This window comes from Fructilactobacillus sp. X8R4C1, from assembly GCF_059900905.1.
Map to the genome: position 1 here is coordinate 183,081 of NZ_JBWXVJ010000002.1, position 23,187 is coordinate 206,267.

At 36.7% G+C, this 23,187-nt stretch carries 21 protein-coding genes and 1 riboswitch; of the genes, 1 reads left to right on the forward strand and 20 read right to left on the reverse strand.

Annotated elements, in window-relative coordinates:
- Positions 1-62 precede the first annotated feature (62 nt).
- The 15 genes from der to dnaE all read right to left on the reverse strand — a co-directional run bounded on the left by der (position 63) and on the right by dnaE (position 16,909).
- Positions 63-1,370: a ribosome biogenesis GTPase Der gene (gene der, locus AC6UDA_RS03880; protein ID WP_500711022.1), complete on the reverse strand. Its 1,308-nt coding sequence runs from the start codon at positions 1,368-1,370 to the stop codon at positions 63-65.
- A 66-nt stretch (positions 1,371-1,436) separates the two neighbouring features.
- On the reverse strand, positions 1,437-2,657 hold the full coding sequence (rpsA, locus tag AC6UDA_RS03885) for a 30S ribosomal protein S1 (RefSeq protein WP_500699464.1): 1,221 nt from the start codon (positions 2,655-2,657) through the stop codon (positions 1,437-1,439).
- Positions 2,658-2,721: 64 nt separating this feature from the next.
- Positions 2,722-3,423 (reverse strand): (d)CMP kinase, encoded by a 702-nt coding sequence (cmk, locus tag AC6UDA_RS03890; RefSeq protein ID WP_500696668.1) that lies wholly within the window; start codon positions 3,421-3,423, stop codon positions 2,722-2,724.
- 30 nt (positions 3,424-3,453) lie between these two features.
- Entirely contained in the window at positions 3,454-4,116 is a 663-nt protein-coding gene (locus AC6UDA_RS03895) for a LysM peptidoglycan-binding domain-containing protein (protein ID WP_500711024.1), read from the reverse strand.
- A gap of 58 nt (positions 4,117-4,174) precedes the next feature.
- Positions 4,175-5,602, reverse strand: coding sequence for a RecQ family ATP-dependent DNA helicase (locus AC6UDA_RS03900; RefSeq protein WP_500711026.1), 1,428 nt, complete (start codon positions 5,600-5,602; stop codon positions 4,175-4,177).
- Positions 5,580-6,662 carry a helix-turn-helix domain-containing protein gene (locus tag AC6UDA_RS03905; RefSeq protein WP_500711028.1) on the reverse strand — a complete coding sequence of 361 codons (1,083 nt, stop codon included), beginning with the start codon at positions 6,660-6,662 and terminating at the stop codon, positions 5,580-5,582. The genes AC6UDA_RS03900 and AC6UDA_RS03905 overlap by 23 nt, the downstream gene beginning before the upstream one ends.
- Positions 6,659-7,291: an ECF transporter S component gene (locus tag AC6UDA_RS03910; protein WP_500693785.1), complete on the reverse strand. Its 633-nt coding sequence runs from the start codon at positions 7,289-7,291 to the stop codon at positions 6,659-6,661. Before AC6UDA_RS03910 ends, AC6UDA_RS03905 begins: the two co-directional genes overlap by 4 nt.
- Before the next feature lie 6 nt (positions 7,292-7,297).
- Positions 7,298-7,418, reverse strand: a riboswitch (FMN riboswitch).
- Between the two features lie 6 nt (positions 7,419-7,424).
- Positions 7,425-8,150: a pseudouridine synthase gene (locus tag AC6UDA_RS03915; protein WP_500696663.1), complete on the reverse strand. Its 726-nt coding sequence runs from the start codon at positions 8,148-8,150 to the stop codon at positions 7,425-7,427.
- Complete coding sequence (gene scpB / locus AC6UDA_RS03920; RefSeq protein WP_500711030.1) at positions 8,143-8,715, reverse strand: SMC-Scp complex subunit ScpB; 573 nt, start codon at positions 8,713-8,715, stop codon at positions 8,143-8,145. Before scpB ends, AC6UDA_RS03915 begins: the two co-directional genes overlap by 8 nt.
- Complete coding sequence (locus AC6UDA_RS03925; RefSeq protein ID WP_500711033.1) at positions 8,715-9,437, reverse strand: segregation and condensation protein A; 723 nt, start codon at positions 9,435-9,437, stop codon at positions 8,715-8,717. The genes scpB and AC6UDA_RS03925 overlap by 1 nt, the downstream gene beginning before the upstream one ends.
- Positions 9,406-9,786, reverse strand: coding sequence for a riboflavin biosynthesis protein RibT (locus AC6UDA_RS03930; protein WP_500711035.1), 381 nt, complete (start codon positions 9,784-9,786; stop codon positions 9,406-9,408). Before AC6UDA_RS03930 ends, AC6UDA_RS03925 begins: the two co-directional genes overlap by 32 nt.
- 42 nt (positions 9,787-9,828) lie before the next feature.
- The gene (gene xerD, locus AC6UDA_RS03935) at positions 9,829-10,716 is read right to left on the reverse strand and encodes a site-specific tyrosine recombinase XerD (protein ID WP_500693790.1); all 888 of its coding nucleotides are present in this window, start codon (positions 10,714-10,716) and stop codon (positions 9,829-9,831) included.
- Positions 10,717-10,722: 6 nt separating this feature from the next.
- Positions 10,723-11,592 carry a CvfB family protein gene (locus tag AC6UDA_RS03940; protein WP_500711037.1) on the reverse strand — a complete coding sequence of 290 codons (870 nt, stop codon included), beginning with the start codon at positions 11,590-11,592 and terminating at the stop codon, positions 10,723-10,725.
- Between the two features lie 90 nt (positions 11,593-11,682).
- On the reverse strand, positions 11,683-13,443 hold the full coding sequence (gene pyk, locus AC6UDA_RS03945; RefSeq protein WP_500695614.1) for a pyruvate kinase: 1,761 nt from the start codon (positions 13,441-13,443) through the stop codon (positions 11,683-11,685).
- 115 nt (positions 13,444-13,558) lie between these two features.
- Positions 13,559-16,909 (reverse strand): DNA polymerase III subunit alpha, encoded by a 3,351-nt coding sequence (gene dnaE, locus AC6UDA_RS03950; RefSeq protein WP_500711039.1) that lies wholly within the window; start codon positions 16,907-16,909, stop codon positions 13,559-13,561.
- A 125-nt stretch (positions 16,910-17,034) separates the two neighbouring features.
- Here dnaE and AC6UDA_RS03955 point away from each other — a divergent pair, with 125 nt between their 5' ends.
- The gene (locus tag AC6UDA_RS03955; protein ID WP_500693794.1) at positions 17,035-17,211 is read left to right on the forward strand and encodes a YjzD family protein; all 177 of its coding nucleotides are present in this window, start codon (positions 17,035-17,037) and stop codon (positions 17,209-17,211) included.
- A gap of 45 nt (positions 17,212-17,256) precedes the next feature.
- Here the strand turns inward: AC6UDA_RS03955 and pepT are convergent, their stop codons facing one another.
- The 5 genes from pepT to dnaG are packed head-to-tail and all read right to left on the reverse strand — an operon-like array spanning position 17,257 to position 23,180.
- Positions 17,257-18,495, reverse strand: coding sequence for a peptidase T (gene pepT, locus AC6UDA_RS03960; protein WP_500699455.1), 1,239 nt, complete (start codon positions 18,493-18,495; stop codon positions 17,257-17,259).
- Positions 18,496-18,506: 11 nt separating this feature from the next.
- Positions 18,507-19,319, reverse strand: coding sequence for a Nif3-like dinuclear metal center hexameric protein (locus AC6UDA_RS03965; RefSeq protein ID WP_500706440.1), 813 nt, complete (start codon positions 19,317-19,319; stop codon positions 18,507-18,509).
- Positions 19,306-20,010, reverse strand: a complete 705-nt coding sequence (locus AC6UDA_RS03970; RefSeq protein WP_500693797.1) for a tRNA (adenine(22)-N(1))-methyltransferase — start codon at positions 20,008-20,010, stop codon at positions 19,306-19,308. The genes AC6UDA_RS03965 and AC6UDA_RS03970 overlap by 14 nt, the downstream gene beginning before the upstream one ends.
- 57 nt (positions 20,011-20,067) lie before the next feature.
- A complete protein-coding gene (gene rpoD, locus AC6UDA_RS03975; RefSeq protein ID WP_500693798.1) occupies positions 20,068-21,333 on the reverse strand; it encodes an RNA polymerase sigma factor RpoD in 1,266 nt (421 codons plus the stop codon).
- A gap of 26 nt (positions 21,334-21,359) precedes the next feature.
- Positions 21,360-23,180, reverse strand: coding sequence for a DNA primase (gene dnaG, locus AC6UDA_RS03980; protein WP_500706438.1), 1,821 nt, complete (start codon positions 23,178-23,180; stop codon positions 21,360-21,362).
- Between the last annotated feature and the right edge of the window lie 7 nt (positions 23,181-23,187).

Genomic DNA, 23,187 nt, shown 5'->3' on the forward strand with positions numbered 1-23,187 from the left:
AATTAACATTTACTAAAAAAATTTTAATATAATTATGATTAGAAGGTTGTTACCATTACTCATTACTTTCGACGCCTTGCTATCAAGTGAATTGGTGTCCCAGCAAAGTCAAAATTTTTTCTAATTTGATTTTCCAAATAACGTTTGTACGAAAAATGAAGTAGTTCTGGATCATTTACAAACAAGACAATCGTTGGCGGTCCAACAGCAACCTGGGTAGCATAGTAAATCCGAAGTCGCTTCCCATTTCTGGTTGGTGTTGGAGTAATTGCGATTGAATCCATGATAACATCATTTAAGGTTGACGACTGGATTCGACGCTGGTGATTTTCGTTAACTCGTTTAATCAAAGATGGTAACTGACTAACATGTTGTTTGGTCGTTGCGGATACAAAAATAATGGGTGCGTAAGCCAAATACTGAAATTGCTCACGAATATCAGCTTCAAATTGTTGTTGCGAGTGATTATCCTTTTTTAAAGCGTCCCATTTATTAACGACAATGATGACACCCTTGCCGGCTTCGTGCGCATACCCAGCAACCCGCTTGTCTTGCTCTCTAATGCCTTCTTCTGCATTAAGAACCATCAATGTCACATCACTTCCATCAATTGCTCTCATAGCTCGCATTACGCTGTATTTCTCGGTCTTTTCATAAACCTTACCACGTTTCCGAATTCCTGCGGTATCAACAATGGTGTACTCTTGACCATCATTTTCAAACTTAGTGTCAATCGCATCGCGAGTAGTGCCAGCTACATTTGATACGATCACCCGATTCTCTCCTAAAATAGCATTGACAAGTGATGACTTGCCAACATTTGGTCGGCCAATCACACTAAATTTAATACTATCATCGTCAGCTTCGTTAGCGTTTTCTGGGAAATTCTTAACAACAGCATCTAACAAATCCCCTAAACCAAGTCCGTGAGAGCCCGAAATGGGATATGGGTCACCAAACCCCAAAGCATAGAAATCATAAATGTCGGTCCGACTTTCGGGATTGTCAATTTTATTAACCGCCAATACAACTGGTGTATCAGATCGATACAATAATTGGGCCACTCGTTCATCAGCATCAGTCATTCCCTGCTTACCATTTACCATAAATATAATTACATCAGCTTCATCAATCGCAATTTCTGCTTGATCAGTAATTTGCTTAATAAATGGTTCATCAGCAACTTCAATTCCACCGGTGTCGATCAAATTAAAATTGTGACCAAGCCAACTCCCATGAGCATAAATACGATCACGGGTCACCCCAGGAGTATCTTCAACAATTGAAATTCGTTCACCAGCAATTCGATTAAAAATTGTTGATTTACCAACGTTTGGTCTTCCAACAATTGCTACAGTAGGTTTTGCCATTTTATATCACCTCTTATTTTTGAGAATAAAAAAAATCCTTCATAAATATGAAGGATAATTTTCTAATTACTCATTGTCATCATCATTTAATTCATTTCCAACAATGTCACCTAACGTAAAACCATTCTCTTCTTCAGGAGCATTATTAGTTGAATTATCACTCACATTTTTCTTTGGAGTTTTTTGATCATCTCTGGGGTCTTTTTCGAGAGCTTTCATTGACAATGCTAATCGATGTTCTTCAGGTTGAACGTCAAGGACTTTAACTTTAACGTCTTCGCCAGACTTCAAAACATCACTTGGCTTGTCAATATGCTTATGTGAAATTTGTGAAATGTGAACTAATCCTTCAACACCAGGGAAAACTTCAACAAAAGCACCAAAATCAACTAAGCGCTTAACTTTTCCGTCAAGGACACTTCCCTTAGGAGCTTTTTCTTCAATGTCACTCCAAGGACCTGGTTGAGTTTGTTTAATTGATAATGAAATACGATTACGATCAGGATCAACTGAAAGAACTTTAACCTTAACCTCTTCGCCAACCTTCAAAACATCACTTGGTTTGTTAACATGTTCATAAGAAATTTCTGAAACGTGAACAAGTCCATCAATCCCACCAAGATCCACAAAGGCACCAAAGTTAGTCAAACGAGCAACTTTCCCTTCAACAACATCTCCGGGTTTTAGTGTGCTCATAATTCGATCACGAGCTTCTTTACGTTCTGCTTCAGCAATCGCTCTATGTGATAAAATCAAACGATTCTCTTCAGGGACAACTTCAATAATCTTAACTTCGAGTTCTTGACCTTTAAATTGATTTAAATCATCAACAAAGTGATCAGTAATCATGGAAGCTGGAATAAATCCACGAACTCCGTCAGCATTTACCACTAAACCACCTTTTACCGCACGAGTAACAGTAACTTTGATGGTGTCACCCTTATCAGCTTTTTCCTTGATGTCATCCCAAACCTTGAGAGCCTCAAGTCTTCTGATTGAAAGAAGGTAACTTCCACCTTCCTTATCATCACCAATTCGAGATACAACAACAACCTTAACTTTGTCTCCAACTTTGTAGTTTGAAGTTGGGTTATCTTCCCTTTGTGCGGAAATTTCTTTCCTTGGAATAACTCCTTCAACACCAGCGCCTTCGATTCCCACGACTAATTGCTGGTCATCATCAATGGCCAAAATTTCACCATTAACAACATCACCAACGTTTACCTGCTTAATATTATCGAGAGCGGCTAATAAATCTTTGTTTGCATTAGTATCGTTTTCACTCATCAAACATTTCCTCCTTGCAACAACTCTAATTGCTATTTTATCTTAGTTGGAAATAAAATACCAGTTAATCGGCTTTATTATTTGAAAGTTGTTGAATTTTATTTTCGATTAATTGCGAAATTGCCGCAACCACGTCATCAATCGACATTGAAGTGGTATCAATTTCAAAAGCATCAGATGCTTTTTTTAATGGGGATATCTTTCGATGGGAATCCTTATAATCCCGTTCCTCAATATCTTTTTTAAGTTTATTGAGACTAACCGAAATTCCCTTTGCTTGATCCTCTTTATATCTCCGCTCAGCTCGCTCCGTAACACTGGCAATTAAAAAGACTTTTACATCTGCCTTTGGTAGAACCGTCGTGCCAATGTCTCTACCATCCATAACGATTCCACCATCTTTTGCCAAATCCTGTTGTCTTTTAACTAATTCGAAACGAATTGATCCAAGTGCTGAAACTGCTGAAACATTGCTAGTTACCTGAGGACTGCGAATATCATTTGTAACTTCTTTACCGTCAACAAAGACCTTTTGAACTGGATCACCCGGTTCAAAAGTAATCGTGGTTTTTTTTAAAAGATCAAGAAGGGTTTTCTCATCATTTAAATCCAATCCTAGTCTAATTGCTTTTAACGTAATTGATCGATACATTGCACCGGTATCACAATATATGTAATGAAATTTTTTTGCAACTAGTTTAGCTACCGTGCTTTTACCCGCTGAAGCAGGCCCATCGATTGCAACTTGTAAGCCGTTCTTACCCAAATGTAATCAATCCTTATCATTTATTTGTAATTACTTAACCCTTAAACTTTGTCCTGGATGAATCTGGCTGGATGAACTAAGTCCATTTAATTTTAATAACTGTTGCATACTAATACCCGCATTAGTAGCTACGCGATAAACTCCCTGACCTTTTTGAACCTTAACGTAATCATTACTACCAGCATTATCAGTGCCATTCGTTGTTTGGGCTGGTTTTTGTTGCTGCGCGTTATTAGCAGTAGATGATGAATCACTACTTGGAGTCGTACTACTTTGGTTACTTCCCATTTCGTTTTGAACGGATGAAGATGAAGTCTCTTCAGATCCAGCATCAGATGAAACAGTATTATCATTTGTAGTATCCTCACTTTGAACACTACCTGAGTTTGCTTTCGGTTTCTTTGATTTCTGACCTTTATTCTTTTTGGGCTTTGCGTGGTGCATCTTACTACTCTGTGTCTTTTGACTGGCACTCCCATTTCCAACCGCACGTTCCTTAGAAAGCCCAAAAACAAGTGCAACAAGGGCAATAATTACAATAACAGAAACCAGCATAATCACGACTAATGAATTACTACGATGGTGCTTACGATACTCGGTTCTTGAAAGATTTCCATCTGGATCGGTATCATCTGAAAATGAATCATCCCATGGATCATTTTTTTTGTTATCTTTATGTTTGTCGTCCCTCATAAATACATCCCTCCAAAACTTCTATGGTGATTATATCATTTTTTGCGCCTAATTATTATTAAAAAAGTTTGTCCAAAATCTCATACCAAGTACCAGCTAAATTGGACTTTTCACTATTAACGTCTTTTAACAAACCAAGACTCATTAAATCAAACTTTTCACTTCCAAAGTCACAACAATCATCAGTGTGGTCATCAAAGTTCACATCAAATAAAGAAAGCAGAAGTTTTCGCCGACAGTCAGTATGATTAATGTACCGGACAACTTGCTTTAAACTTTGATCCTTTTTAAGGGTGACCTCAGAAAAAATCTGTTTGACGTCATCATTACCATACCCATGATTTAAATAGAACTGAAGGAGTCTCTTATTCTGCTCGCTCATTTTAGCTTTGGGATTTGAAAAGAAATTATCAATCTGTTGATCATTAGGAATGGACCTAACAATTAAGCTCTGTGCAATTTGTTCATCACCATTAGAGTAAAGTAACACTGCGATACTCTGTTTACCGTCTCTTCCAGCTCTGCCAATTTCTTGAACATAACTTTCCATATCAGTCGGCATATGGTAATGGACTACAAATCGGATGTCTGATTTGTCAATCCCCATTCCAAAGGCGCTGGTTGCACAGATGACCTGAAGCTCATTATCCATAAACTGATGCTGAATCCGATACCGATCATCGTTACTAAGACCGGCATGATAAGCTGCCACTTTGATATCAGTTTGTTCTCTAAGTTTCAAAGCAACTTTCGAAGCCTTATCTCGGCTAGAGAAATAAATTATACCGGGATACTTGAGTTTCTCAATTAAATTAAAAAGATAGGCTTGCTTATCTTTTTCACCTGAACTTTTATGAACCGCAAGGAAAACGTTAGGCCGATCCACATTTTCAATTATTTCTTGAACGTCAGTTAACTTCAAATAATTAATGATATCTCTTTGAACTTTCTTTGAAGCAGTTGCCGTTAGCATTAGCGTTTGCGGATGTCCTAACGTACGAATCACCTGTCTTAATGACAGGTAATCAGGACGAAAATCAAGTCCCCACTTAGAGATACAATGTGCTTCATCAATCACCAATAAGCCAATTTTCAATTGCTTAATTCGGTTAAGCACATCAGAATTAGATAATAGTTCTGGCGAAACAAAAATATAACGAAACTGATCAAGATGATTCAATAGCCGGTGTCGCTTCGACCAATCGTTCATTGAATTTAAAGCACACACCCGCTTTTCTCCCATAAAGTTCATCCGACCAACCTGATCTTCCATAAGAGAAATAAGTGGCGAGACAATCACAACCGGCCGCTTAATTAAATACCCATATAACTGGTATATTAATGATTTACCTGCCCCAGTTGGCATGACTGAAAGAACATTTGCGCCATTTAATAGTGCAGAAATGGTCTTATCTTGACCAGGCTTAAAATCACTAAAGCCAAACTTGTTTTTTAATATTTGTTTAGCAAGTTTCATCTTGTTCATTATTAATTCCCTGTTTTGTCTGTTTGATTTCAAGTAATCTAAATTGAAAAAAACTAAACTGCTCTAAAACATCAGTTGGTAATTGATGATAGTCCCAGTCATCAACGTCCGTTCCAAGTAGAATACGCCTAACTTTTCTTTCCATTTGAAGGGAAATGAAATTTTGATAAGGAAACTTGTCATAATCAACGTAAATTGCAACTTCCAGAAGATGTTCTAGGACAGTTGACTCTTGTAGATTTCGCAGTTGTTCAACCTTTTTTATATTACCCAATCGTTCATATTCATTAAAAGTCCTTTTAGCACTACCAGAAATTGGATTTTTGAAAAGACCATTAAGTAATGGAACCATTACAGATTGGTCACTTTGCTCAACAAAGTTCGCCAATTTTGCATAATTGATAAAATCAGCAATATAACTTTTGACTAACGATTGGTTTAAATTATGTGCAATCTGCTGGATTGTGAATCCATTAGCATTAAATCCAACTAATCCTTGAGCAAATAAATCAGCGTCATTTAGATCGAGTAAGGATAAAAATCGTTTCAACTCTTTCTTTAAATCTGTGCCAACTTGCTTGCGATCAATCAGTCGATAATATTTTTTAATAAAATCTTTATTCACTCCATCAACATTGACTGGATAATAGTGTCTAACGTTATGGACATGCTCTGAGATAATCTGAACAAACAACTGAAATCGTTGCTTAAAACTAACTAAATCAATCCTTTGAAAAGTATGTAATGAAAAAGAAAGATTAGAATCATCAATCATTTTAACTAATTCTGCTCTTTCTTTTTCTCCTTCAGACGTTAATTTAAACTGACCATGTTCAACTTCTTCCAGCAAATTCGCACTAATCAGAGACTTAACATCTAATTCGTTTTTATTAAAGTATCGTCCAACTCCAAGAAGGTCTAAAAGACCATATCTCATTGCCCAGTATAAGGTGGCTACCGTTTTCTTACCTAATAGTAAGTTTTCAATTAATCGAGCTCTTCGTTTTTGGGTTGCACTAAAAACGAAAAGACCAAGAGCTTTATTTGTATTATTAATCATTTTTGATAAGATCGCTTATTAATCCATTTCTGCATTTGTTTTGCAATAATCACAAAAATCAATCCAATCACAATACCCTTGATTAAGTTAAAGGGAACTACTCCGTAAAGAATCGTTTTGGCAAGCGAAAAATCTAACTTTAAATTTGTTAGTTTCACATACAGTGGAGTACTAATGAACAAATTGGTAATACTCATGACAATTGTTAACGCCAGCGTTTCAACCAAAACAATCAAAAAGTCAATCCAATGACTTTTAAATAAATATTTTCTCAAAAAGTAAAACACCAAAATCATTGTTAATGAGGCTAAAAGAGAGGTGGTCAACCCAATTAACTCAAGTGGTGAAAAACCCATCACCATCCAGTAAATAAATAGTTTAAGTATCACAGCTTCAATGGCTGCACCCGGTCCCAATAATAACAAACAAATCAAAATTGGAATATCCGAAAAATCCAATTTCAAATAACTCATGTATGGGATGATTGGAAATGAAATCAACATTAACAAAAATGAGATCGCACCAATCACGGCAGTTATAGTAATTCTTTTAATTCGATCGTTTTTAGCTATCATCACAATTCCTCCAATTAAACGTTCTTCAAAGTCAATTAGGGTAAATTGCGCCATAAAAAAACTCATCTTCTTTATACCAGACTTTACTGTCGGCAATGGGATTTCACCATCTCAACCAATTTTCATTGGGTAGTGGGCTGTAACCACCGATTGGGAATTTCACCCGACCTTGAAGACGTTTTATTAATTATTTAGTTAAAGCATACAAATCTCGTATTTCTCTTTTTCGGAGCCTACGAAACTCACCAGGTTGTAAGTTTTCTAAACCGATCCCAGCAAACTCTTCCCGTTTTAATTTTTCAACAGGATGACCAACTGCTTTCAGCATATCTTTAACTTCATGATTCTTACCCTCGTGAATCGTCAAACGTAGCACCGAATTATTCTTTGAATTACCAGCCTTATAAATCACCTCAACTTCCGCGGGTGCACTCTTATACTTGCCATTAATTAAAACACCCTTTCGAATTTTATTCAACTCATTGTGATCGAGTTTCCCAATCACCTTAACTAAGTACGTCTTTTTTACTTCATATTTAGGATGAGTTAACTGGAAATCAAGCGTTCCGTCGTTAGTTAAAATAATTATCCCACTCGTATCATAATCTAATCGTCCAACCGGGTATATTCGTTCAGGAACCTTTTTAAAAAAGTTCAAAACGGTCTTTCGATCCCTTTCATCCCTCACAGAAGAAATTACCCCACGTGGCTTATACAGGGCAAAATATACTAGATCTTCTTTTCTTAACGATGTTCCATCCACCTCAATCTTATCAGTGGGTTCAACTTTTATCCCTAACTGATTAACAATCTTACCATTAACCTTCACATGTCCAGTACTAATGAGTTCCTCAGACTTTCGTCTCGAAGCCACCCCATCATGCGCCATAACTTTTTGTAATCTTTCACTCATTTCGCTGATCCTCCAATGGTTTCATTTTGTCATCAAACATCTGACCATAATCCTTTGGATCTCTTTCTGCGTCTAAAGCTGGTAAATCATTAATGCTTTTAAGGTTAAACGCGTTTAAAAAAAGGTCGGTAGTAACATATAGCTTAGGTTTGCCTGGTTCATCACGCTCACCCTTGATGGTAATTAAATTTTGTGCCAAAAGATTTCTAATTGAAATCAAACTATTTACGCCCCTCACCTCATCAACCTCAACGCGCGTTATTGGCTGTTTATACGCAATAATCGTAAGCGTCTCAAGTGCCGACTGCGTTAACAACTCTTCATCGGATTTAACGAACTTTTGAATTACTTTTGAATAATCCTTTTTAGTTGTCATATGGATAATGTCTCCATTTTGTAAAATGCAGATGCCAAATTGATCACTTGAATAACGCTCACTCAACGAAGCGATACAACTCCGAATGGTGGAATCATTTGCGGAAGTTAATTTTTTCAACCGTTCAATTGTCATTCCAGACTCTCCCGAAACATACAAGAGAGCTTCAATTTCTGCCATTAAATTCATTAATTAGATTTCCTTAATAAGATTTCTCCGTCATTACTGGTTTGCACAACCATAATACGATGATGTTTAACCATTTCCAAAAGTGCCAAAAAATCGGTCACTAATTCTTCTAAAGGAGAATTGGCCTCAAATAACTTGGAAAAATAGATTTCATGACTACTAGCTCTATTTATTCGTCTCATAATTACTTCACTTTGCTCATTAACACTAAAATTCCATTCTGAAACTTGTTGAACTGGCGGTTTAGAAGTTAACTGATGTCGTTTAATGATCTTATTCCATGCTTGTTCCAGCAAGCTAATTTCAAACTCATTTTCACCAATTGCAATCTCTGACTTATTAAAAGAACGAATCCTAGAATGATAATGATTTCGTTCTACTTCTTTTTTTTGCAACTTTTTCGACGCTTTTTTATACCGATTATATTCAACCAACTGATCAACCAGATCATCCCGTGGATCATCATCTAATTCATCATCAGTTTCTTTAGCTAACAACATTTTAGATTTAATTCGCATCAAATTAGCCGCCATTACAAAGAAATCACCAGCAATATCAAAATTTAAACGTTTCATTTTATTTAAATATTTAAAATATTGCTCAGTAATATCCTTAATGTCAATATCATAAATATCCATCTTTGCTTGTTTGATTAGATGCAGTAAAAGCTCTAGTGGACCATCAAAGTCATTAACGTGAATCTGTAGATTGTCTCTGTTCATGACTTAACTCCCATTTACTAATGACATCTTGCGTATTAAACGTTCCCATGACTTTTTTGTCAGGATATTCATTTTCAACACTATCAAGAATTCGAAATTCATTAAAAATATTGTTAGCATCTGGCGTAAGGGTAATCCTTCTAACAACCACGTTTTTCGGGTTGATTTCAACTCCTACAATTCCAGCCCAATTTCCAAATCGATCCTTCCAAAGAAAAATGTCACGATTGTCAGCATTTCGATACCAATTCATTTCTTCCACAAGATGTTTCGTTTTATCGTTACTTTTAGAAAGTGACAACATCCCCATCACAATCTTTTCATAATCATTTCGATACCTGAATAGCATCGACATCACCTCAATTACTTGCTGTCATTACTCCATCTCATTTTATGCTCTTGGATGATATTTATCATACACCTGACTTAACCGCTCGTGGGAAATATGAGTGTAAATTTGCGTCGTGGAAATATCAGAATGTCCAAGTAATTCCTGCACAGTTCTAAGATCGGCTCCATTTTCTAAAATGTGCGTTGCAAAAGAATGTCGTAATGTATGTGGAGTAACGTTCTTTTTAATGCCAGCTAAACTAACGTAACGTTTAATCTTTTCCCAAATGCTTTGTCGACTAATTCGTCCACCATGCGCATTCAAAAAAACGTACGGAGATGTCCGGTGCTTAAGTAACTGTAATCGACTATCATTTAAATACTTAAATAGCCAATTCTGAGCAACTTCTCCAATTGGAACAATTCGTTCCTTATCTCCCTTTCCGATGGTCTGAATCAGATTCATTTCTAAATGAAGATCAGATAACTTTAAATTAATCAATTCAGATACTCGAAGCCCAGTAGCATACATCACTTCTAAAATGGTTCGATCTCTTACCCCATACTTGGTGTTCACATCCGGCATTTTAAGTAATCGATCAACTTCATTAACGGATAAAACATCGGGTAAGTGCTTGCCCTTTTTAGGAGTATCAATCTTGTTCATGGGGTTCTTTTTAATCACCTTAAATTCCATTAAATATTGAAAAAATTTACGAAGCGTTGATACAAATCGAATGATTGTATTACGAGACTTACCACTATTTTTCATTGTTTCCATGTAATTTAAAATTGCATACTGGTCGACATCTTTAAACGAACTGATGTGATTTTTTTTTAAATCCAACTCAAATTCCCTTAAATCTTGTCGATAACTTTTAATGGTATTGTCAGATAATCCTCTTTCTACTAGTAAATAGTGGAGATAATCTTCAATTTGATCATTCACTTACTTTCATCTCGTTTCAGTTAATTTAATTCCATCTGGGGTTTCGGAAATAACATGAGCCTTTAATAAATGCCCCAGGGCTCGTTTAAACTGAGATTTGCTGATTCCAAAGTAATCCTTAATTACTTGAGGGTCACTTTTATCATTATAGGGTAATTCATTATTAGGCTTATGCTCAAGAATTGTCTGAATCATCTTGGCATCCTCACCAATCACTTCATAAGATCGTGGTCTAAGTGATAAATAAAGCGTTTTATTGGGTCGGATTCCAATAATCCTAGCGTTTACTTTCTCTCCTAGTCGTGGTTGTTCTTCCTCTTCTGATTTGTCAATGAACCCTAAATTATAGTGGTCCGTTATTACTTGCGTTCCCATCAGTTTAGGGTTAATGACCCAAGCGTTAACATCCCAATTTTTCAATTTTGGATCATTAACTGGTTGGGAAATCGCTTTATATATCTGAGGATCAGCTAATTTACCCCAGATTCGATTCTTACTATCTTTTTTTAAAGCAATTAAAAGTTGGTCACCAACTTCTGGCCATAATGACTTAATATCCGGCAAATCATCAAGAGAAACAGCAACATCTTTGTCCGGTAAACCGATGTCAACAAAGATTCCCAATCCAAATTTAATTCCAACCACTTTTCCCCATGCATAGCTGTCAATCCCAACATCAGGAACGTTTCGCGTGATTTTCATTTGATGCTTTTCATTTTCGTAGACAAATCCCTTAAAATTTCCACCTAATTTAATTGGCTTTTTTAACTCGCCCTTGTTTAAAGAATAGGTAATTCCGTTATTTTGAATGAAATACTCCTTATCGTTTTCATCAGTGACTTTTCCCGTAATTACGGTTCCCAAATCTTCATTCATATTAATTCTCCATCCCAGTGCTTTTAATGAATATTATACCAAATAAAAAAAGCATCCGATAATAATCGGGTGCTTCATTCTTAATAATTATTATTTAGCTTTTGATTGGTTACCAGCGTAAACAACACCGCGACGACCATCAACAGTAACTAATTGACCATCTTTGATGTTTTCAACTGCATCAGTAGCACCAACAATTACTGGAATATTAAGTGAGATACCAACGACAGCAGCGTATGAGGTCAAACCACCGTTTTCAACCACGATTGCACTTGACTTCTTCATTGCTGGTAAGTAGTCCTTGTTTGTATCCTTAACAACTAGAACACCACCATCAACGGCTTTATCGTTAGCTTCCTTAGCATCCTTAGCAACTACTGTCTTGCCAATGACAGTTTCACCACCAACACCTTGACCTTGAGCTAATTTAGTTCCAATCAACTTAACGCGAATTGTGTTAGTAGTTCCTTGATCACCTAATGGTACACCTGAAGTAATCAAGATCATGTCGCCTTCCTTAGCGAGTCCAGTTTCAACTGCCTTTTTAGCAGCCAATTCGAACATTTCATCTGGATTTGATGGTTTATCAACTAAGATTGGTTGAACACCATAGTTAACCGTCAAGCCACGACGAACACGATCGTTAAACGTTAAAGCAAGAATATCAGCGTCTGGATGATATTTTGAAATCATTCTTGCAGTGTAACCTGAACCGGTTGCAGCTACAATCGTGTGAATTCCCATATCCTTAGCAATCCGTGCAACTGCTTCACCAAGTGACTCAGTGACGTCACCAGTACCGAACTTAGGACGTGGAGTACCAAATTCAAAGAAGTGTTTGTCAGCTTCGATATCAATCTTGCTCATCATTGCAACTGACTTAACTGGGTAATCACCGTTAGCACTTTCACCTGAAAGCATAGTTGCATCAGTACCATCATAAACAGCATTAGCAACATCAGATACTTCGGCACGAGTAGGTCTTGGTTCTTCTTGCATGGAATCAAGCATTTGAGTAGCAGTGATAACTGGTTTACCTAAATCATTACAGATCTTGATTAAATGTTTTTGAACGGTTGGGACATTTTCTGGTGGAATTTCAACTCCCATGTCACCTCTGGCAACCATCAAACCATCAGATACTTTGATGATTTCGTTAAAGTTGTCGATTCCTTCTTGTGATTCAATCTTAGGAAAAATTTGAACGTCTTCCATATTCTTGCTTTCAAGTAAGGCACGGATATCTAGGACATCTTGTGGCTTTCTAACAAATGAAGCAGAGATATAGTTAATACCATGGTCACATCCGAAAAGGATATCATCAGTATCTTTTTCAGTAATACCAGGTAAGTTAATTGAAACTCCTGGAGCATTAACACCCTTACGTGAGCCCAAGACCCCGTTATTTTGGGCAGTAACCACTAACTCTTTGTTGGCATCATCTTTTTTGTCAATCTTGGTATCCAAAAGACCGTCATCAAACAGAACGTGTCCGCCAACTTTAACGTCGTCATACAAGCCTGGGTAAGAAACAGCAATCTTGTCTTTGGTTCCCTCAAGGTTACCATCCATTGAAATTCTAAATTGATCACCAGTGTGGTATTCAATCTTTCCGTCTTTTTGTACCGTGGTTCTGATTTCAGCACCCTTAGTATCTAAGACAATTCCAACAACCTTACCAGTTTTCTTTTCCGCTTCTTTCACTTTATTCATACGGTCTAAATGTTCCGCATGGTCTCCGTGTGAAAAATTGAAACGAAAAACGTTTGCTCCTGCTTCAATAAGCTTAGTGATGGTATCAACATCAGTACTTGCAGGACCAAGTGTACTTACGATCTTTGTTCTCTTCATAAGTAAAGCCTCTCCTTTTTGCATGGCACACATCTGCATACCAAGCATTATTTGATTTCAAGTGTATTGTATCACTTTTTATAAGGATTGTCGTTAGTTTCACAGGCAAAATTTATCATTGTGTAACAACGTTTCCCACTCCTAAAATGTCACGTAAATCATGCATTAAATCAGAATTAATGGCCACGTTATATGCTTTATCTAATAGTTGCTTTCGATCATCGGAAGCTCGATAAAGCAAAATTGGTGTTGAACCAGGATATCTTTTTATTATCCGGATTAAATCTTGATAGATTGAATCTCGATCATGATCTAACGCAATCTTTAAATAAAGCTTTTTTTGATGATCAACTTTTTTTAAAGACTGATGAACGACATTAGCAGCTGGTTCAATTGAATTTGCCACTAATTGAAGTCCCCGTTGAACCTCAATGTTTCCAGACACCAAAACCACTATTCCACTTTTTATCCATCCACTAATTTTAGCGTAAAGATTAGGAAAGATGGTCACATCAATATCACCAAACTGATCATTACCATCTATGAAAGCCATAAGTTGCCCTTTTTTCGTTCGGATCGTCTTTACATGAGATACAAACAAAATCATTTTCACGTTTTTACTGGGCTCATGAATATCATTAGTAGTTAAAGCATACACTTGTTCTTGTAAATCAGTATAGTGACCAACTGGATGCCCGGTTAAATAAGTTCCAAGGTATTCATTTTCCTTGTTTAGTTTCTCCCAATCAGAAAAATCATCAGTTCTTTTAATTTTGGGAGCCAACGCTTGAATTAATTCAATTGAGTTTCCACTTAATTCAGTAGAACTAATAAATTCTGGAATGGCATTAATTAATTCTTTTCGGTTATACCCAAAACCATCAAGCGCCCCTGAATAAGCAAGTGCATTTAAAAGATCAATTTTTCTAAACCTGGGATCGATTCGACTGATTAATTCCTGTAAATCATGAAAATTACCATTTTGTTTTCGTTCTTCCTCAACATTCTTAATAAAATCGGTTCGTAATCCTTTGATGGTACGAAGTCCAAACCTGATTTTACCATCCTGATAAGTATAAACATCTTTACTCTCATTGATATCAGGACGCTCAACTTGAATATCTGATTCTTTGGCTTCTTGAACGTAATTCTTGGTCTTACGTGAATTACCGATCACCGAATTTAGCAACGATGTAAAAAATGGACCAGGAAAATGAACTTTTAAATAGGCCAACTGAAACGCCATTTTGCTATATGCAACTGCGTGAGACTTATTAAATCCATAGTCGGCAAATCGTTCCATATAGTCAAACGTTGTCTTTGAAACGTCTTTAGAATATCCTTTTTTACTAGCGCCATCAATGAACTGGATCTTCATGTTATCCATTTCTTTTTTATGCTTTTTGCTCATCGCACGGCGCAAAATATCAGCTTGTCCCAGTGTAAAACCACCCATTGCCGATGCAAGTTGCATAACTTGTTCCTGATAAACAATAATGCCAAAGGTTGAACCCAAAATGTTTTTAATGGTTTCATTTGGATAGTTAACCGTCTGAGTCCCATTCTTTCTGGCAATAAACATATCAATATTCTTAATGGGACCGGGTCGATACAAAGCATTCACGGCTGCCACCATATCAAAATCATTTGGTTTTAATTTACGTAACACGTTTTGAATCCCAGATGATTCAAATTGAAAAACCCCATTAGTCTTACCAGATTGAAAAAGCTTCAAAGTATCCTGATCATTTAAATTGATGTCAGTTATTTCAAAATTACGATCAACTTTTGAATGAATAATTTCTAAAATGTTAGCCATTGTAGAGAGGTTTCTCAAACCCAAAAAATCAATCTTTAAGAGCCCCACGCTTTCAACATAATACTTGGAGTACTGGGTCATCAACAATCCATCATTTCCGGATTGAAGTGGAGCACGATCAACGATGGGATCTTCACTTAAAATTAAACCAGCAGCGTGAGTGGAAAAATGGCGTGGTAGTCCCTCTAGTTTTTCAGCAATATCAAATAGCAACCGATTGGTTTTACTATCAGCTAATAAATTTCTTAATTTCTGTGATTCTGATTCGGCCTTAGCCAGGGATTCATGAAGCTGATTTGGAATTGCAGATGACCACTTTGCCATTTGAGTTGGAGTCATTCCAAATACCCTGCCAACATCTCGAAGAGCTTGTTTGGCAGCTAACGTTCCAAAAGTCACAATTTGAGCAACATGTTCATTTCCATATTTTTGATGAACATACTGTAAAATATCATCACGCCGATTATCGGGAATATCTAAATCAATATCCGGCATCTGTGCTCGTTCTTCGTTTAAAAATCGTTCAAATAGCAAATTATACTTAATCGGATCCACATCGGTAATTTTTAAAGTGTACGCAACTAATGATCCCGCTGAAGATCCCCGACCAGGTCCAGTTATAATTCCTTGGTGATGAGCAAAATTTAAAACATCCCATACAATCAAGAAATAATCATCAAATCCCATCCGATTAATAACTTTTAGTTCAGAATCTAACCGGTCCTGATACTCACTACGATTAAGATGCGATTGATCCTTCAATCTTTCCTTTAAACCAAGTTCACATAATTGACGTAAATAGTCCTTTGAAGAAAGATTATCTGGAGCTTTAAACGTCGGTAGTTTAGGTTGCTCTTTGGGAATCGCTACGTCAACTTCATCAACCATTTTCTGGTTATTTAAAACCGCTTGATCAAGCCCTAGATTGTGATACTGAGTCTCAATATTATGACGATCCTTCAACCATTTTGTTCCAACCTGGTGCCGTTCTTCCATTGGATTTTTGATCACATCACCAGTTCCAATCGACTTTAAAACTTCATTTGAAAAATAATCATCTGCGTCAAGATATTCAACCGAATTAAGCGCCACTAAATCAACATCAGCTTGGACCCCTAGGTTCTTAAGCTCATTTATAATTATCTTAGTTCGATTTAAGCTAATTCCAACTTTTACTGCATTTGAATCGCTAACGCTCTTTACTTTAGCAATTAAGGTTTTAACCTCGCTCATTCTTCCTACTTCAATTAGTTTATTTAACTCACTATTCTCTGGAAAAATGACAAATAGATGGTGGAGTTTATCCTTGATTTTTTCAATAACATTAGTTTGATCATTACTCATCAAAAGTGATGAAATTTTCATCAAATTCTTGTACCCATCCTGATCTTTAGCAATCAAAATCAATTCGGACTTGTTTTCTTTAAAAAACATCCCGTCCAAAACTGCCGTTAAACCAATAATTGGCTTAATACCCTGCTTTTTTGCCTCATTATAAAAAGCTACCGACCCATACATCACATTCCGATCAGTTAGAGCCACACTTTGATAACCACGCGCACGAGCTTTTTCAATTAACTTAGGAACCGTATTGGTACTTTGAAGCAAACTATACGATGTGATGTTTTGTAACGGATTGTATCCCAAAATTTGTCATCTCCTTTCTTAATTCATATTCATTATAGCAAATGGACCCGATAAATTTTATTCGAAGTTTGTAATTGATTTTTTCTACTGTAGTGATAAACTACTGGTATTGAGAGGTGTTAATTATGAAGACGTTTGCTGCTAACTTAACTGGTGCTTTCTGGGGATTTGTATATGGCGAAATTATTGGTTATATTGGATCGGCCTTGGTTGGCGCACCTTATAATTGGATTCAAGTTGGAGTAATCGGCGCTGTTGTTGCCCTTATTGCCTTCAACGGAATTAAACTAATTAGTCGTTAATTAGAAATAAAAATAACCTGCAGGTTCAACCTGCAGGTTATTTTTTTAGTCTTTTGAAACATCCTCTGAAATCTTAATAATTAAATCGACAGCCTTTTCCATCGTTTGAAGCGACACATATTCAAAGCGGCCATGCATGTTTTCTGGTCCAGCAAATAGGTTGGGAGTTGGAATCCCAAGAAAAGAAATCTTAGAACCATCAGTACCACCACGAACCGGATAAATATTTGGCTTAATGTTAACTTCATTCATGGCATCCTTAGCAATGTTGACGGGTGTCATATCTTTCTTAATGATTTCCGCCATGTTGTAATATTCATCATGCATCTCAAGTTCAACTCTCCCATCACCATATTTATCATTAAACTTATTAACTAAGTTTTGAATGAATTGCTTGCGTTCGTTGAACTTACTCTTATCATGATCACGAATGATGTAATCTAATTTAGCATGATCAGTTACCCCATCAATCGCAAGCAGATAATAAAAGCCCTGACGATCTTTGGTATTTTCCGGTCGTTGGTCCTTTGGTAATTGATTATGAAAATCAATTGCAAGCTGAGAGGCATTTACCATCACACCATAGGCGTCACCAGGATGAACATCAGTTCCGTTGAATTTTATTGTGGCAGACGCCGCATTAAACGTTTCGTACTCTAAGTCTCCAAGTGGACCACCATCAACCGTGTATGCAAAATCAGCACCAAAATCAGTAACGTCAAATTGATCGGCTCCGGTACCAATCTCCTCATCTGGTCCAAACCCAACTACGATATCGCCATGCTTAATTTCGGGATGATCAACTAAGTATTTCATTGCCGTCATAATTTCAGCCACTCCCGCCTTATCGTCAGCTCCTAAGAGAGTTGAACCATCGGTAGTAATTAAAGTTTGACCAGCATACTTTTTAAGGGTTGGGAATACGCTCGGATCCAGCTGGTATTTGCCATCTTTATCAAGTTTAATAATCGATTTTCCATCGTAATTTTTAACTACTTGTGGATTGACGTGTTCTGAATTAAAGTCTGCAGTGTCTATATGAGAGATAAATCCAATCTTAGGAACTTTTTGCTTAACATTACTTGGTAAATCAGCAAAAACATAACCACTTTTTTCATTGGTTCGTACGTTTTCCATTCCAATATCCTTTAATTCATAAGAAAGTTCGTTTAAAAAATCAACTTCTTTAGGATCAGACGGAATTGTGTCAGAATTCGGATTAGATCTCGTATTCACCTTCACATATTTCAAAAAGCGATCCAGTAACTGCTTGCTATCAGCCATAACTATTCCTCCTATATAAACTCAAACGGATCCGTGTTTAGTTGCGATGCAAATACATTGATATCCCAACGATTTTCATCAGACCAGCGCGTAAACATTTCAGCTAACTTATTTTTACATATACTTTCAATATGGTGCCCGGGATCAATCGCAGACAGACCACTTGAAAGCATCTCTTGAGAAGTATGATAATACAAATCGCCAGTAATATAAACTTGAACGCCTTGTTCAATCGCTTGTCGATAGAACTTGCCACCGTCTCCACCTAAGATAGCAATCCGCTTAACACGCTGCTGATCATCATTTGTTACTATTCGTAAACCACTAATTCCAAACACTTGTTTACATAGTCGACCTAAATCAATGATTTTCATTGATTGTTTCAAGTTGCCAACGCGTCCCATCGAATAATTAGTAGGAAAACCCTTAGTATCCAAATGGGGTACCAGTCCAACGGTATTTTGAAGACCGATCGCATCTGCTAGCCAGTCATTCATTCCACCATTTGCATTGTCCAAGTTCATATGAGCCGCATAAACGGTAATATTATGTTTCAAAATATTAGCGTACATTTGATTTTGGGGATCAGCTAAATCTAAATTCTTTGCAGGATGAAACATCACGGGATGATGGGCAAAAATAAAATCAACGTTCTTGTTGATCGCTTCATCAACCACTTCAGGTCTAACGTCTAAAGTGGTCATGACGTTTTTAATACTTCGCTTTTTAGAACCAATTTGAAATCCAGTTGGGTCTTTTGGTTCAGCAAGTGAAAGTGGTGCGAATCGTTCAAATCTAGTAATTAAGTCATTAACGGTTGTCATCTAAAATCTCCTCTAATTCTTCGTTAATCTTTTGGATGTGTTGAATTTTTTCAAGAGGTGGATTAGTAGCATTATGCAGATTATCCAAAACAATCTTATTTTTCCGCATCCGATCAGTCCATTTTGCAATAAATGCTTGTTTTTGTTGTTTTAAAAGAATCGGTCCAAACCTTAGTTCCTGATTAGAATACTTAACCGGATTCGTTGATGGAGTTGCCAAGATCATTTCATAAAAATGACCAGCATCAAAAACAATGTTTTCAATATCGATCTTATACTGATTTGTAACTAACCAACTTCTTACTCGAATTTCATCAACGTTTGGTTGCAGAATTAGGGCCGTTTGTTTAGAAAGTTTCTCTTTGCCACGTTCAAGGATCTGAGTGATTAATTCACCACCCATCCCAGCAATCACAATTGCATTCACGTGGTCACTTGATTTAATCACATTAAGTCCATCTCCCAACCGGGTCACCATTTTATCACCTAAGTGTTGTTCTTTCATTTCCGATGTTGCGTTATGCAGTGGTCCAGGAGCAACCTCACCGGCAATCGCAAACTTAATCAAATTCCGTTTTAACAAATAAGCCGGAACATAAGCGTGATCCGAACCGATATCAGCTATTGTTGCCCCATTAGGAACTAAATCAGAAACTGCTTGTAAACGTGGCGATAACTTTTTTGCCGTCATCGTTTCCCTCCTAATCCAATAAAAAAGCAGCGATCCAGTTGGATCTCTGCCACATCTTTAATCTAAGAAATCTTTTAATTGTTTACTGCGTGATGGATGTCTCAGTTTTCTTAATGCTTTAGCTTCAATCTGTCGAATTCGTTCTCTAGTGACACCAAAGACTTTTCCAACCTCTTCTAAGGTTCGAGTTCTTCCATCATCTAACCCGAATCTAAGTCGTAAAACGTTCTCTTCACGGTCAGTTAACGTATCTAGGACACTTTCAAGTTGTTCTTTTAAAAGCTCATAAGCAGCATGATCAGCAGGACTAGTGGCATCTTCATCTTCAATAAAGTCACCTAAGTGGGAGTCATCTTCTTCACCAATTGGAGTTTCAAGTGAAACTGGTTCCTGAGCAATCTTAAGGATCTCTCTAACCTTTGAAGTTGGCATATCCATCTCAGCACCAATCTCAGATGGTAACGGTTCTCTGCCAAGGTCTTGGAGTAATTGACGCTGAATTCGAATCAGTTTATTGATGGTTTCAACCATATGAACGGGAATTCGAATGGTTCGAGCCTGATCCGCAATGGCTCGAGTAATTGCTTGTCTAATCCACCAAGTAGCGTACGTTGAAAACTTAAATCCCTTACGGTAATCAAACTTCTCAACGGCCTTCATTAAACCCATGTTCCCTTCTTGAATCAAATCAAGAAATTGCATGCCACGGCCAACGTAACGCTTGGCAATTGAAACAACTAATCGCAAGTTTGCTTCAGCTAATTCTTGTTTAGCTGTTTCATCACCCTGCTCGATTCTAAGAGCTAATTGTACCTCTTGATCAGCGGTAAGTAATGGAACTCGACCAATTTCCTTTAGGTACATTCTGACCGGATCATTAATTTTAACTCCCTTTGAACTGGAAGCATTTTTTAGTTCTTTTTGAGTAACTTTTTTAGCTGCTTTTAAAGCTCTGGGATCAGGTTCGCCACTTTCATCAACAATACTTATTCCTGAGTCTTCAACCTTTTCCATCAATTCGTTCATTTGTTTTTTATTTAAACTAAATGGAACCTGGAGTTCTTCCTCCAAGACCCCATAGGTGATGTGACCAACCTTCTTGTGCTTCTTTACAACGGCGTCAAAAACCTTCTTATATCCAGTTTTATCAAATTTTTCTTTACTCGTTGTCTTCTTTGCTCTAGTTGCCTTAGTTTTAGTCGTTTTCTTTGCAGTAGTCTTTTTAGTGCTCTTATTTTTAGGAGCACCGCTCTTTTTGGGAGCTGCTTTCGCAGTCTTATTTGTGGAATTTACTTCATTTTTCTTAATGTCTTTTTCTGCCATAAAAATTGCCTCCCATTACTGTATTCTTATTGATACTTCTTTTGCAGGTCCTGGTATTCTTTACCCAATTGGGCAGCCTTATCAGTATCACCAAGTTTAACTGCATCTAACATTTCTTGATACTTTGATTTAAGGGATACCCCACCAGTTAAAGCCTGCTTTATTATTTTAACACAATCGTCAACTTCTTTTTCACTTGGCTCATTAGATAAAGCAGCCATTTCAATATTAGCGAAAGTTGATTGCAAATCAGATTCCTTCAAAAAGTCACTAAATTCAGCAGGAACGTACTCGTCATGCGACTGAAAATAATGTTGTGCAAGTAAATAAATCGTTTGATACCCATCATGAACAAAACTAAAATCAGGATCATCGGTCACCTTTAGCCAAACATCATGATTATTCAACATTCGTGACAAAAGTAAGCGCTCCGCACTTTCAACTTTAGTAATCTTCTTTGGATTTCGATTCAAAACTTCAGGAGATGAGTCAGTCTTCAACCTACGAATTTGTTTTCTTTGCTGTTTATTGATGAAGGTCGAACGAATTTGTTTACATTGAACCGACAAAGCATTGATATCCAAGTCAAACTCATCAGCTAAATGTTTTAAATAAACACTACGTTCAACGGGTTTGTCAATTTTTGCAATCACATTAACGGCTTCATCTACATAATTTAGTTTTTCTTCATCATTACTTAAATCATACTGCGTTTTAAGAAAATGCAATTCAAAGGAAGTTGTGGTTTCTCGAGCACTTTTGATAGCATCTTTAAACTTGTCATTTCCATTTTTTCGTCGATACTCATCAGGATCAACCCCGTTAGGCATTTGAATCACGCCAACTTTAAACTTACCTTCACTACTTAAAAGGCTAATCGCTCGCTTAGTAGCCTTCTGTCCAGGTTCATCGCCATCATAACAAACGTATATCTGATTCGTTAACTGATTGAACTGATAAATTTGTTCGTTCGTCAAACTCGTTCCCATTGAAGCAACGCCGTTTTTAACCCCGGCCTGAAAAGCAGAAATAACGTCCATAAAACCCTCAAACAGAATTAAATTTTGCTCATTTCGAATACTAGACTTGGCAAGATCGAGATTATAAATAATCCTTCGTTTATTAAAGATGCTAGTTTCAGGACTATTTAAATATTTTGGAAGATCAGGATCTCGATGTAAGATTCTACCGGAAAATCCAATGGTCTTAGAATTAGGATCCCTGATAGGATACATGATCCGATTCGAAAATCGATCATTCAATTCACCACTCGAATTTTCAACAAACAATCCCGATTTTCGTAAAAGTTGAAAATCAGTTTTTTTGTTCTTAAAGAACGGTTTTAAGAGTCTTTGGCTAGGGGCAAATCCTAAGTTAAAAGTTTCAATCATTTCATCCGTTATTTTTCGTTCATGCAGATATTTTAATGCGGGAACTCCAAGCTCAGTGTTAACCAATACATGATGATAGAGTTTACTGGCTTCCTCATGAAGATTAATGAGGCTGTTCTTTTCTGAATTTACTGGAGATTTACTATTATCATTTTGAACTGAGTCAGGAAGAGTAATTCCCTCATCTTCTGCCACAGCAATAACAGCTTCTGGAAAGGAAATTCCTTGCAAATCCATGAGGAATTTAAAAACATTTCCACCGCGTCCACAACTAAAACAATGAAAAATCTGTTTACTTTCTGACACAGAAAAGGATGGTGTTCTTTCCTCATGGAACGGACACAAACCGAATAAATTATTTCCTGACTTCTTTAGATTGACATACTTACTAACAACGTCAGTAATGTTAGTCTTACTTAAGACATCATCAATTACCGTTTCAGGAATTTTTGCCATGAGATCA

Bases quoted from the DNA above. Each gene is read 5' to 3' on its own strand.
- der (WP_500711022.1), bottom strand. From the start codon at position 1,370: ATGGCAAAACCTACTGTAGCAATTGTTGGAAGACCAAACGTTGGTAAA.
- rpsA (WP_500699464.1), bottom strand. From the start codon at position 2,657: ATGAGTGAAAACGATACTAATGCAAACAAAGATTTATTAGCCGCTCTC.
- AC6UDA_RS03895 (WP_500711024.1), bottom strand. From the start codon at position 4,116: ATGAGGGACGACAAACATAAAGATAACAAAAAAAATGATCCATGGGAT.
- AC6UDA_RS03900 (WP_500711026.1), bottom strand. From the start codon at position 5,602: ATGAACAAGATGAAACTTGCTAAACAAATATTAAAAAACAAGTTTGGC.
- AC6UDA_RS03905 (WP_500711028.1), bottom strand. From the start codon at position 6,662: ATGATTAATAATACAAATAAAGCTCTTGGTCTTTTCGTTTTTAGTGCA.
- AC6UDA_RS03910 (WP_500693785.1), bottom strand. From the start codon at position 7,291: ATGGCGCAATTTACCCTAATTGACTTTGAAGAACGTTTAATTGGAGGA.
- AC6UDA_RS03915 (WP_500696663.1), bottom strand. From the start codon at position 8,150: ATGAGTGAAAGATTACAAAAAGTTATGGCGCATGATGGGGTGGCTTCG.
- scpB (WP_500711030.1), bottom strand. From the start codon at position 8,715: ATGAATTTAATGGCAGAAATTGAAGCTCTCTTGTATGTTTCGGGAGAG.
- AC6UDA_RS03925 (WP_500711033.1), bottom strand. From the start codon at position 9,437: ATGAACAGAGACAATCTACAGATTCACGTTAATGACTTTGATGGTCCA.
- AC6UDA_RS03930 (WP_500711035.1), bottom strand. From the start codon at position 9,786: ATGCTATTCAGGTATCGAAATGATTATGAAAAGATTGTGATGGGGATG.
- AC6UDA_RS03940 (WP_500711037.1), bottom strand. From the start codon at position 11,592: ATGAATGAAGATTTGGGAACCGTAATTACGGGAAAAGTCACTGATGAA.
- pyk (WP_500695614.1), bottom strand. From the start codon at position 13,443: ATGAAGAGAACAAAGATCGTAAGTACACTTGGTCCTGCAAGTACTGAT.
- AC6UDA_RS03955 (WP_500693794.1), top strand. From the start codon at position 17,035: ATGAAGACGTTTGCTGCTAACTTAACTGGTGCTTTCTGGGGATTTGTA.
- pepT (WP_500699455.1), bottom strand. From the start codon at position 18,495: ATGGCTGATAGCAAGCAGTTACTGGATCGCTTTTTGAAATATGTGAAG.
- AC6UDA_RS03965 (WP_500706440.1), bottom strand. From the start codon at position 19,319: ATGACAACCGTTAATGACTTAATTACTAGATTTGAACGATTCGCACCA.
- AC6UDA_RS03970 (WP_500693797.1), bottom strand. From the start codon at position 20,010: ATGACGGCAAAAAAGTTATCGCCACGTTTACAAGCAGTTTCTGATTTA.
- rpoD (WP_500693798.1), bottom strand. From the start codon at position 21,333: ATGGCAGAAAAAGACATTAAGAAAAATGAAGTAAATTCCACAAATAAG.
- dnaG (WP_500706438.1), bottom strand. From the start codon at position 23,180: ATGGCAAAAATTCCTGAAACGGTAATTGATGATGTCTTAAGTAAGACT.